General features: G+C 42.2%; 13 protein-coding genes. 4 read left to right on the top strand and 9 right to left on the bottom strand.

Annotated features, from left to right (window positions below; genetic code table 11):
* Positions 1-359 precede the first annotated feature (359 nt).
* Positions 360-494, bottom strand: coding sequence for a hypothetical protein (locus KSK55_RS16405; protein WP_256664198.1), 135 nt, complete (start codon positions 492-494; stop codon positions 360-362).
* Between the two features lie 941 nt (positions 495-1,435).
* Here KSK55_RS16405 and KSK55_RS05285 point away from each other — a divergent pair.
* From KSK55_RS05285 to KSK55_RS05300, 4 genes are all read left to right on the top strand, one after another.
* On the top strand, positions 1,436-1,798 hold the full coding sequence (locus tag KSK55_RS05285; protein WP_218608474.1) for a class I SAM-dependent methyltransferase: 363 nt from the start codon (positions 1,436-1,438) through the stop codon (positions 1,796-1,798).
* A 181-nt stretch (positions 1,799-1,979) separates the two neighbouring features.
* A complete protein-coding gene (locus KSK55_RS05290) occupies positions 1,980-3,224 on the top strand; it encodes an IS110 family RNA-guided transposase (protein WP_218608232.1) in 1,245 nt (414 codons plus the stop codon).
* Positions 3,225-3,279: 55 nt separating this feature from the next.
* On the top strand, positions 3,280-3,714 hold the full coding sequence (locus KSK55_RS05295; RefSeq protein ID WP_218608475.1) for a hypothetical protein: 435 nt from the start codon (positions 3,280-3,282) through the stop codon (positions 3,712-3,714).
* A gap of 25 nt (positions 3,715-3,739) precedes the next feature.
* Positions 3,740-4,351: a flavin reductase family protein gene (locus KSK55_RS05300; protein ID WP_218608476.1), complete on the top strand. Its 612-nt coding sequence runs from the start codon at positions 3,740-3,742 to the stop codon at positions 4,349-4,351.
* 36 nt (positions 4,352-4,387) lie between these two features.
* Here the strand turns inward: KSK55_RS05300 and KSK55_RS05305 are convergent, their stop codons facing one another.
* The 8 genes from KSK55_RS05305 to KSK55_RS05340 form a co-directional block, all read right to left on the bottom strand.
* The gene (locus KSK55_RS05305) at positions 4,388-5,143 is read right to left on the bottom strand and encodes an ABC transporter permease (RefSeq protein WP_218608477.1); all 756 of its coding nucleotides are present in this window, start codon (positions 5,141-5,143) and stop codon (positions 4,388-4,390) included.
* Positions 5,140-6,132, bottom strand: a complete 993-nt coding sequence (locus KSK55_RS05310) for an ATP-binding cassette domain-containing protein (RefSeq protein WP_218608478.1) — start codon at positions 6,130-6,132, stop codon at positions 5,140-5,142. Before KSK55_RS05310 ends, KSK55_RS05305 begins: the two co-directional genes overlap by 4 nt.
* 7 nt (positions 6,133-6,139) lie before the next feature.
* Positions 6,140-6,898, bottom strand: a complete 759-nt coding sequence (locus KSK55_RS05315) for an ABC transporter ATP-binding protein (RefSeq protein ID WP_218608479.1) — start codon at positions 6,896-6,898, stop codon at positions 6,140-6,142.
* Positions 6,895-7,965, bottom strand: coding sequence for a FecCD family ABC transporter permease (locus tag KSK55_RS05320; RefSeq protein ID WP_218608480.1), 1,071 nt, complete (start codon positions 7,963-7,965; stop codon positions 6,895-6,897). The genes KSK55_RS05315 and KSK55_RS05320 overlap by 4 nt, the downstream gene beginning before the upstream one ends.
* 21 nt (positions 7,966-7,986) lie before the next feature.
* Positions 7,987-9,060, bottom strand: coding sequence for an iron ABC transporter substrate-binding protein (locus tag KSK55_RS05325; RefSeq protein ID WP_256664200.1), 1,074 nt, complete (start codon positions 9,058-9,060; stop codon positions 7,987-7,989).
* A gap of 470 nt (positions 9,061-9,530) precedes the next feature.
* Positions 9,531-10,538: an ABC transporter substrate-binding protein gene (locus KSK55_RS05330; RefSeq protein WP_218608482.1), complete on the bottom strand. Its 1,008-nt coding sequence runs from the start codon at positions 10,536-10,538 to the stop codon at positions 9,531-9,533.
* A 34-nt stretch (positions 10,539-10,572) separates the two neighbouring features.
* Positions 10,573-11,298 carry an ABC transporter permease gene (locus tag KSK55_RS05335; RefSeq protein ID WP_218608483.1) on the bottom strand — a complete coding sequence of 242 codons (726 nt, stop codon included), beginning with the start codon at positions 11,296-11,298 and terminating at the stop codon, positions 10,573-10,575.
* Positions 11,295-12,188, bottom strand: coding sequence for an ATP-binding cassette domain-containing protein (locus KSK55_RS05340; RefSeq protein WP_218608484.1), 894 nt, complete (start codon positions 12,186-12,188; stop codon positions 11,295-11,297). The genes KSK55_RS05335 and KSK55_RS05340 overlap by 4 nt, the downstream gene beginning before the upstream one ends.
* Positions 12,189-12,245 lie beyond the last annotated feature (57 nt).

Raw genomic sequence — 12,245 nt, forward strand, 5'->3', positions numbered from 1 at the left:
GAAGGGGATGACAGAGTAATTCTTCTCATACACGCTATCTTCGTCACCCATATTCTTTTAATGCAAAAGAACTATTTTATTTATAACTGATAAAATTAATATATTTTAAGAAATAAAATTAGTATTGTACTACTACTGATGGGGAATATTGAAGAGGTGTAGTACATGAATGTAAAAATTCATTCGAGCAGTTTCATACATGATTTATCGTGATCATGAGGGGTATTCTTGCCGGAAAAGTACCCATACGTTCCCTTTCAGAATCTGCCTCTTCTCTTTTCAATAAAAGATGCACCATTCCCACGGAAAAAACCTAAAAACAGAAGTTTTTAGAGAATTCCAGATGGATGTACAGAATCCTATGTGACATTATTTTGAGTTACGGTTATTATCCGAACCTCTTTCTCCAAATCTGAAATCTTCTTCTCATAATAAAGGATCGACTCATGAAGGATCTGGCGGCGAATGAGATTAATTCTATCTGACTGATCCATCAAATCACCATATAATATGATGAGAATTATGAATAAATATAATTATCGTATTACTAAATATTTATAAATATAAACAAATTCATAAGTCCTCATTACATGCCATTATATCGAATATGGAAACAGACCTGATTGCTAATAATAATATCAGAGTATTCATTCAATTAATGGATTCAATATCCCATTATATATTTAAATCGGCAGAATCTCTTCTTTTAGTTATCTAAATCGGAATGAGAAGTCACATGTTTTTTTGCACGGAGATATCTCAAAAATAGGGCAATTTGAGGGTAATTTTTGTACGGATCAATGTGCCCCATATAAACCGCATTAAATTACCCAGATATAAAAAATAAGTCCAAATTTAAATTTCTCAAGGTATCGCTATTCTCATGGAAAAATGATCCGAATAAAGTATCAAAGGGACTGAGATCTGCCAACTATGACCTGCTATGGAGCTGAAATGCCAAAAGTTAGAGTAAACCATAAGTGATTCACACCAGAGAAATTTAACAATATAATTTTAACTATTACCTCTTACAGTATACATTATTCAATAATCCATCAAATTACCATCATGAAGGATAATTAGAGTATGAACGTATATATGTCAATTAAGGTAAGGTCTAAACTAAGTCTCAATTTTACCATATTTCCAGAAAATCTCTACAGAAACCCAAAATTTTTAAATGCAGAAGAATTTTATTATTATCTATTTATATCATGTACTCATTAGCACCCCATAATTTGTTATTTATTAGATAGTATTCATACGATGAGATATAAAATATATATAATATTCATAAATATATGATAGATGAAGAAAATATGAGTATACATTTAGGATGAAAACAATGACAGATAATCTGAATGAAAACAACAACTCGCGGTACTGGGCTGCATTCTGAGAACAGACAACCCAAACCGGAAACAAGAAAGGGCCAATGACTCCCGGGTTCTGGAACCATATGGCTCACCGATATGCCCGGGACACACCCCAGGAAAAAGAAGAGGCCAGACTGAAAAAGATATTGGACCTGATTATCAGTACAGGTATTGACATAAAGGGATCCCAGGTTCTTGACATCGGTGCCGGAACTGGTTCTCTCTCAATCCCACTTGCGCATATGGGTGCACATGTGACCGCCCTTGATTTTTCAGAAGAGATGCTGAAAAAATTAAATAAACGGGCAGATGAGGAGAAAGTCACCATACAGACAGTCTTCAAATCCTGGGATACAATTAATCTTGATGAAGAAGGATTTCGAAAGAAACGACATGATGTAGCCATCAGGCTCGACCTATGAAAAACAGTTAAGGTACCGAGCTTTACAGAATAATGGGCAGAGCAGGCTGTTCAAATTTTAGGATATAATCCTGGGAAAAAAACTAACCGTTAAATTGCTCTCGCAGGCTAAAGTGCGACTTTGATCGCGGATGACAAATTGGCCTGTTAGGCAATTCATCTGCCCATTATCAGTGATAACTATGACTGAGCAACTTCATATAGCCGCTGGTCTTGACCTTCACAAGTCTTTTCTAATTGCCACAATCCTGACATTAACTGGCGAAAAAATTGTTGACCGCTTTAACCGAACACAGCCTGGATTAATGGCATTAAAGAATTGGATCGTGACCCATAATGTTCAGGCAGTAGGATGTGAATCAACAAGTGATTATTGGATTCAGATTTACGATCTTCTAAGTCCAATCTGTGATGTGATTGTTGGAAATGCACGGGACATGAAAGCTCTCTCACATAAAAAAACAGATAAGATCGATTCTGAGTTTATTGCTACAATTACTCTGAAAGGAATGATTCATCCCTCTCGAATATTTCCACGAGAACATCGTGAATTTCGTTCAACGATTCGATTAAGACATAAATTAGTTCAAAAGCGTTCATCCATCAAGAATGAAATTCATCATATTCTTGATTCAGAGTTATTCCGACTCTCTTCAGTTTTATCGGACATTTTTGGTAAATCGGGTAGTTTAATCATGAGAGGGATTCTCAATAATATTGCAATTGACGACATTGTGAGTCTTCTCCCTGCATCAGTTACGAAGAAAGAAGAAGCATTAAGAGAAGTTTTAGAAACTACACTCTCTGAAGGTGCACTAGAACGACTTGCTTCATGTCTTCAGATAATAAAGATTCTGAATGAGGAAATTGCCAGTTTAACAAAAATTTCAACGAGCTATGCAGTAACTAATTTTCCAAGGGAATTTGGAATACTTAAATCCGTTCCAGGAATTGGAGATATTGTTGCAATCACCCTTCTTGCAGAAATTGGAGATGTAAGAGATTTTTCCTCAGGTGATAAATTATCAAGTTGGTTAGGGATGGTACCCAGAGTATACCAATCTGCTGATAAACTTCGGACCGGATCAATCACTAAGCGGGGTTCGAAGATTGCTAGATGGATCCTTATTCAAGCAGCACATGCAGCAGTCAAGTCAAGGGATAACGATCTCAAAACGTTCTATTCCTCAAAAAAGGACATTATTGGTGCAGGGAAAGCTATTGTTAGTGTCGCAAGAAAGATGGTAGTCATTATCTGGCATCTTTTGACGAATGATGAAATTTACGAAGACACTCAGTATCAATCAATGAAGCAGTCAAAAAAAGTCTATATTAAGGTTCCGAAAAAAACTTCGATTGAGGAAGTTTTACGATTATTAAGTGAGGCAGCAGTAATTCTTAAAGAACCAGACCCAGAAACTGGTTAACCCGATCTTAGTTGACCGGGTTTTTCATGACAAATTTGATCTTGTTATTGCATCCATGACACCTGCAGTCAGGAATCCCCATGATCTCTCCCTCATGCTTGAAACTGCAAAAGGAATCTGCTATTACAGTGGGTGGGTTCATCGAAAATGGGATCCCTCATACTATGACCTCTACAAAACTCTGTTTCATGAGGAGTTCAAAGAATCACCCCATGGGTTTTACCTCCCGTTCATGTATCTGTACCTGCTCGGGTACCGACCGGTAGTATCCCTTCTGGAGGATGACTGGAGTAATTACGAGACGATAGATGAGTATATTGAGACTACTGCTGGTTTTTTCAGCACCACAAGACAGATTGATGACCAGATGAAAGACCGTATCAGGGAGTATATCACACCCCATACACAAGATGGAAAATACCTTGCCCGATCACAGGTAATAACCGGCATGATGGTCTGGGATGTAAGAGAACAGAACACAAAACCCTGATTTTACAACAGGAGAAGATTCAATTATGGAACTTAAACCAATGAAGAGGGAATCTGTCTTTCCCCTTCCAATAACCCTTATCTCAACGATCAGTTCAAAAGGCATCAGAAATATCGCACCATATTCTTGTGTCATGCCAATATTACGACCACTCGATCTGGTCTGTATTGCAACAGCTAAGAGACGTGATACTCTTGACAATATCAGGGAAACCGGGGAGTTTGTCATAAACATGGCAACAACTGATTTAACCGATGCAGTAATTCCCACTGCCCGATTTTCTCCTCCGGAAGAGGATGAATTTATATCAGCCAGTCTTGATGAGAAACCATCAGTCGTCGTAAAACCCCCGGGTATAATGGGCTGTTATGCATGGATGGAATGTACATTGGATAAACTCATTGAAGAGCCATCATACATCCTCATTATCGGAAAAGTTGTCCATCTTGAGATTCTTGATGAAATATACAAGCAGGACGGTTCATGGGATGTTGAACGAGCAGAACCACTCCTTATGACCGGATCAGATACCAGTATGCATTATTGTACCGTAAATGACACCGGACGGTCGGATCCATTCAGTGCGATGTTCCCGCATAATGTCGATCCCATCGCGAAAAAATACCAGGATGATTAAATCCTGGTTTCAACCATATTGTGTGACCAAGTTGGACTATTCAGTCCTGCAGAATGCTGTTTTTCCGATGATGAACATGATGATGTCAAAACACAACAGGACCAGGACATCCAGTTCCATCGGGAAGAGCTGCACCCAGGTATCTCCCATCATGACCGTCCGGAGGGCATCAACCCCATACGTAAGAGGATTTACATAACTCGCCCATTGAAGCCATACTGGAACATTGGCAAGCGAAAAGAGTGCCCCGCTTAAAAAGAACATCGGGAGATTGATAAACGTCTGAATAAGCCCGAATCCCTCAAAACTTTTCATCAAGCTTGCAAAGGTAAGGCCAATACACACAAGACCGGTCGTTATCAGGATCATGAGTGGCAGAGCCTCGAATACCATGAACACCGTAACCGGTATTCCGATAAGGTACGCAAACGGAAAGATGATGATTCCCTGGATCATGACATCTGTACTGACTCCAAGCATTTTTCCCAGAAAGACTGACGTCCTTGAGATAGGAGAGACCAGGATCTCTTTTAGAAACCCGAATTCCCGGTCCCATATGACCGACACTCCCATGAACATAGCTGTAAACAGCATTGCCTGGACCACCAGCCCGGGAAAAATAAACTCCTGATAATTTATTCCAGGCATACCAGATGAAAATCGCATCCCAGTCCCAAAGATAAAAAGCCATAACAGTGGCTGACAGATGGCGTTTATGAGCCGGGGTTTTTCCCGCAGAAATTTCTTAACTTCCCGTAGCCACAGGGTGTAAATCCCCCGAAGTTCACTCATCTGGCTCTCCGCCTCTTCATCATAGCAACCCTGCCGGTCTGCTCCCGAACCTCTCCCCCGACCAGGTCTTTTCCCGTGTAATGGATGAAGACATCATTCATGTCCGGATGGGTGATGGTAATATGGTCAATCCGTATACCTGCATGAACTGCTGATTCGACAATTCGGGGAAGAAGGAATTGAGCATTCTGCACAAAGATTTTAATTTCCGACCCCTGAACGGACACATCTTTTACAATATTATCCCGTATCAGCACGTCTGACAGATTCTGGATCTGATCAGAACCCATTATAATAGTATCTCCTGCAACTTCCTGTTTTAATAATGACGGCGTGTCCATCGCAACTATTCTTCCCTTATCAATAATTGCAACCCGATCACAAAGCCGGTCTGCCTCCTCCATGTAATGAGTAGTCAGAATAATGGTCATCTCTTCTCTTTTTCGCAATTCTCTGATGTAATCCCAGATATGTTCACGGCTCCGGGGATCCAGACCAATGGTGGGTTCATCAAGAAACAGGACACGGGGATAATGGAGCAGGCCGCGAGCGATTTCCAGTCTTCTTCGCATCCCTCCGGAATAGGTATACATGAAATCATCAGCCCTATCAGATAATCCGACGAGTTCTAGAACCTCGTGAATCCGCATATTCTGCTCATAAATCGGAACCCCATAGAGATCAGCATGCATCTGGAGGTTTTCACGGGATGTCATATCAGAATCAACACTTGGATCCTGAAATACGATACCTATAGACTTGCGGACCTGAGCCGATTCACGAATAATATCAAACCCGTTTATTTGTGCAGAACCAGAGGAGGGTTTCAGGATGGTACAGAGCATAGATAAAAAAGTGGTTTTACCCGCACCATTCGGTCCGAGTAGTCCGAAAACCTCCCCTTTCTGGATAGTCAGAGAGATATTGTTCACGGCAGTGTGTGAACCGAATCGTTTGGTAAGATCGTGTGTTTCAATAATAGATGTCATAAATCATTTATCCAGTTAACGGGATAACAACCGGATATCCATACATCTCACTAATTGCTGTCTGTACACCATAGACATCATGGATCATCTCCGGAGTAACATCCTTACAGGATCCTGCAGAATAAATCATTCCGGATTTGAGAAAGATGAACTTATCAAGAAATCGCAATGCAAGGTTGAGATCATGCATGGTCATGATGACAGAGACTGAATGAAACCGGGTAATATTGCGGATCTCGGAGAGTATCTCTAGCTGGTTTTTTAGATCCAGGCTGGATGTTGGCTCATCAAGGAGAAGTAAATCAGGCTCCTGGACAAGAGCTCTGGCTATAGATACTTTTTGAAGTTCCCCACCGCTCATCTGGTCAATATACTGAAGAGAGAGATGTTCCAGGTTTAACCGCTTTATGACTCCATGAACGATCTTCAGATCTTTTTCTGAAATATCCCAGGTGATATGAGGCCGCCGCCCAAGAAGAATAGCATCAAATGCCGTCATCCTTCCACTTTCCTGTTTCTGTGGGACGTACCCGAGCCGTTTTGCCACGTCACGTTTCGCAAGATGCATGATATTCTGTTCTTCTACCATAATCGTCCCCCCGGTTGGTTTGAGGATCAGATTCAGGCATCTCAGCAAGGTAGTTTTCCCAACCCCATTCGGGCCCATTATGGCAAGAACTTCGTTTCGTCCCAGGTCGAAGGTCACATCATTAAAAATTTCCCTGCTTTTATACTGAAACGATAAATTACCGACGGTAAGAATCATCGATTATACCCCCTGATCAGGAGATAGAGAAACACAGGTGCACCAAGGAATGAGGTGACCACAGCAACCGGTACAACATGCGGGACTATTATCACCCTTCCGACGGTATCTGATGCCAGAAGTAAAATTGACCCCATGATAATCGTCCCCGGAATAGTAAACCGATGGTCATCACCCACAATCCTCCGGATGATATGAGGAGAGATGAGACCCACAAATCCAATAATTCCTAAAAATGACATTATCACCGCAGTTATCACTGAAACAACGATCATTCCTACAATCCGAACCCTTGCTACATGAACTCCAAGACTTGATGCAGTCTCATCGCCGGCATCGATAGCATTGTAGTCCCACCGGTGATAGTAAAAATATACCAGGGATAATACAGTAACAACTGCCATAATTGCTAGTTCCCCCCAGTCTGCCCTGCTCACATCTCCAAAGGTCCAGAATACAACCGCTGCAAGCTGGGTATCATCTGCAAAAAGCTGGAGAAACATGGTCGCGGCAGTACATAATGAACCAATTGCAACTCCGGCAAGAACAGTAACTTCAGGTGTCGCCCGTTTCAGGTGGGAAATCAATAAGATTACTGCGGTAGCCATCAGGCATGAAATGAAAGCGACAAATGTAGTCGCGAATGGATTATCAATGACATACGGATTGATGGAACTATTCTGCATCACACCTGAACCAAGGATAATTATAGAGAATGCTGCTCCAAACGCTGCTGCATGAGCTATACCAAAAGTAAATGGTGAAGCAAGAGGATTTCGTAAGATCGACTGCATCGCAAGACCGGCACACCCCAGTCCGGCACCGGCTACGATAGCAGTCAATGCCTGAGGAAGTCTGATACTCAGAATGATCTTATTCCATTTTGGCGATACAGACTCCCCTATTAATGTCTGAAACACTTCAATCGGGGGAATTGATACCGCACCGCTTGAAATTGATAATATCAGGAGAAAAAAAAGAATAATTATCCCGATACGGAGGATAATGATCTTCGTCCGGGTATACTGGAGATAAGCTACTGGTAGTTCTTCATTGTCAAAATGCATGAATTACTACTTCCTCTCTCCTTATTGCATACTCATTTGTGTGAATGCCTGACCTTCAAATCCATCCCTGTTGATCTGTGAGAACAACTTCTTCCCAACAAGGAATTCATAGATATCATCAGCCTCACTGACCGGATCGATATCGGAGAATTTTTCAGGATAGAGTAATTTTCCGATGTAATAGGCATCTGCAAGAACGCTCTCCTGGTTTGTGGTATACCAGTTAAAGGAGAGTAACCCATATACATCCCCGCTCTTTACCGCTTTCATATCCTCAAATTCTGATTTTTTCAGTTCACTTAAAGCATCTGCACCCTGGGACTTGAGTTGTTGTGAACCAAGGTCAATGAATACCATGTCCGGATCCCAGCCGATGATAGATTCCTTTGCAACATCACCACAATCCATATCAGGTTTTGCTGATTCTGCTGCAACATTTTTGACTGCTACCAGCTGAAACGGGGTATATGCAAATGAAGTTCCCTGTAGACCATGTGATCCGGCACATCCCACTCCTCCGACATATGCAGATATTTTGTCTGCATCGGGTACATCTTTCGTCCGATCAGAGAGATCCTGCTTACGTTCGTTAAAGAAAGAGATTACCTCTTCTGCACGGTTCTCCTTATTGAGGATTTTTCCCATGAGACGAAGGGTTTTCTGCATATCCTCATACTCATCAACCAGGTCCCCATAATTTAATGCAACTACCGGGATTCCAGTCTTTTCCTGAAGCTGATTTGCCTCATCCTTGTTTGTGTATGTTTTGAAGATTACCTGTGGACCGATATTTGTGATCTTTTCCGGATCATCCTTCCTGAACTCACCAAAGATAGGGAGATCGCCAAACTGTGGATTTGCAAGACGGTATGCACGTGAATCGTCCGGAGAGATATTTACCTCCAGGGCATCAACCGCGATTACCCTATCCTGTGCCTGCAGGTAAGTCAGGTATCGCAGACATCCAGCTCCTGAACAGATTACCGAATCAGGGTTGAGAGGGACCGTGACCTCTCTTCCGAGACCGTCAGTAATCGTTGTCTCTTCTCCGGAAACAGGAAATACAAATGTTCCTGCGAGGAGAGAAACCACCATAAACCCTAGAAAAAAGGTTTTAGAGAATGAACGAAACATACAGATGTACGATTAGATTGTATTTATTATTACGTTTTTTGAATTGTTATGATCTTTTTCTAATTATATTTTAATGGGTAAATATTTGATCCGATTCCCCCTTTATATACGCAAGCCGTGCTAATTTTAAAAGGACTATCGCTACGGCAACCCGTGGGCCGACTGCCCCGAGTGCCGGGGATATAACACCTATTCTGGCTAATACTATCAGCGTAAAATTTGCAGGAGGGCCAGCACCACATTTACAATGATAATTATGCTGGTATGTCTTCCGAGCCTGAAAAAGTCAGGCAGTGCTGAAAGAACACCCTGCATAAGAATTACATTGGAGGATAGAAACCATATCAAAGGAAAAATAATGCTTTGGATACTTTTTTAGTGGTTTCATAAAATAAAAATAAGAGTGAAACTGACTATCAGGGGAAAAAGCCCTATAAGGTCGGAGAGAAATATTCCCCTCCAGTACTTCCGGGAATAAAAGTATCTGCATATTCTTTAAGCACATCTGACGGATGAATATTTACAAATTTTTCCGGATGCAAAGATTTTGCAATATATACCAGGCCCGCCGGACTCCTTGGTCCGTATGCCAGATCACCGTTCAGAACATATACCCGGTCGTTTTGAACTGCTGACAGGGTATCAAATCCTGCTCTTTTAAGAACGTCTTCCCTGACCTGGTCAAGTGTTTTATCAGGTTTTACCGATACAACCTTCAGGATAACTTCAGGGTTTGTACTCATGACCCATTCAGAAGTGACCTTCGGCCACTGTTCTTTCAGATCTGCAGCAATATTCTTTCCTTTTGCCATTCTAACCAGAAGATCAGTTCCACTATCAAGTCCCTGTGCAGTAAAGTCAGTATACCCTTCAATATAAACAGCAGGTTCATCATCAGAAGCGATATCCTGAAGATCCTCATCTACAACACTCTTCCATTTTTTGAAAAATTTTAGATAATTCTCTGATGCTGTTTCTGCACCGGTCATGATACCGAGTGCTACAACATCGTGTTCAAGGGTGTTAATCTTGTAACAGTCAAGATAGATCAATTGAATTCCTGAATTTATAAGTTGGTCTGCATTTTTTGGCTTTGAACTTGAGTATGAAACAACCGCATCAGGCTGTAATGAAAGCAGCCGTTCAGGACTCGGAGTTTGCCAGTTTCCAACACTTTGTGCATTTGGAAGATGTGACATGAGTTGTGGATCGGTGGTTGTACTTTCTACAACACCGACAACCTTATCTCCAATGCCAAGTACAACCATCATCTCTGCTGCATCACTATTCAGGCATACCACCCGTTCTGCAGTCTTTGGGAGCGAGATCTCCTGCCCGGTTGAGTCGGTAAATGCAATGGTTGCACTACAGATGGATGCTCCGGTCAGAAAAATGAGCAATACGACCATACAAAATTTCATAACGGTTATGTTCTTCATAATTTTACCTGGATTTTTTCTTATACTGAGATGTTCATAGTCCAACCTTTCTGAATACCCGCACAGAGAGGCAAAGAACCGCAATGCACAGAACAGAAAGGACTTCAATCTGTAAAAACGGGATTATCCCATCAGCCACCAGTCTGATGCCATCTATTGCATAACTCAGGGGATTGATATGAGCTATGACTCGTAGCCATTCAGGCATCTGATCGTAGGGCATCATCGCGGTTGATGCAAAAAATATGGGCATAGTTACCATGGCATTGACCGCCGAATACTGGTCATGATCCCCGACGTAAATCGCAAGTGTTGTTGCCGCTGATGACAGAAGGGCCCCGAAGATGAAGAGGATGAGATATGTCATCAGGAGCTGTGACGGAGAGTAGAGACGGGCACCAAGCAGGAATGCGATGATGAAGATCACAGTCGTCTGGATAAGGCCTCTGATGGTAATGACAAGGATCTTTCCAAACAGGATCGTCTCGCGGGGAGGAGGAAGAGCTAAAAATTTATTGAAAAACCCCAACATCCGATCCATGATTAGCAGCCCCCCGCCAGTCATTGAGGCAGAGAGGGTTGTCATTGCAAGAATACCCGGTGTTACAAAATCTATGTAATGATCGGTAAACCGAATCGGAAGGGCAAGGCCCACAAATATTAGCCAGGCCGCTGGCATGACCATAGCAGAGATAAAACCCCATCTTCCCCGAAACCACCGGATAAGATCCCTCCGGCAGTAGACAAGAACTGGATTCATCCTCTCCTTCCGGTCATATTACGAAAGGTACTCAGTTTAAACGGGCTTGTATCCTCTTCTGTCCCAACAAGATGGAGAAAAACATCATCCAGTGACGGTCTCCTGAGCGACATAGCCTGAACGCGAATTCCTGCATCAGAAAGTGCATCCTTTACCAGAGGTAATGCCGATTCTCCATTATCAGCATAAAAGATGAGATCATCACCATCATGAAATGCAAACCTGACTCCGGGAATGCTAATGCCCTGATACTCACCCTCAATCGATACTGAGATAACATCCTTAGATATGAATCCTTTCAACCTTTCAGGAGTGTCTATTGCCCTTATTACTCCATGATCGATGATTGCAACCCGGTCACAATACCGATCAGCCTCATCCATATAATGAGTTGCTACAAAAACCGCCATTCCATTCTTTTGGAGGACTTTGATATGCTCCCAGATCTTTTTTCGTGCCGCTACATCAAGTCCAACGGTTGGTTCATCCAGAAAGAGTACCTTCGGATTATGTACGAGAGCCTGGGCAAGTTCAAGCCTTCGCCTCATTCCCCCGGAATAGACCTTTGCAAAGTCATCTGCCCGATCCAGGAGATCAAGAGTCTTCAGGGCATTTTCAGTTTTTTCAGCAGGATTTGGGACGCCGTAGAGTTCTGCATACAGCATTACATTCTCCCGGCCGGTCAGTCTGACATCAACCGCCATATCCTGGGGGACATAACTTATCGATTCTCGAACCTGACGAGGTTCTTTTAAGATATCAAAACCACAAATACTGGCCGTCCCTTCTGTTGGTTCCAGAAGTGTTGTAAGCATCAGGACCGTAGTCGTCTTCCCTGATCCGTTCGGACCTAAAATTCCAAATATTTCATTCCCTACGGATATATTCATCCGATTCACTGCACAGAATTCTCCAAATTTGTCATGAAAAACCCGGTCAACTAAGAT

The organism is Methanospirillum hungatei (assembly GCF_019263745.1).
GTDB classification, from domain to species: Archaea; Halobacteriota; Methanomicrobia; order Methanomicrobiales; family Methanospirillaceae; genus Methanospirillum; species Methanospirillum purgamenti.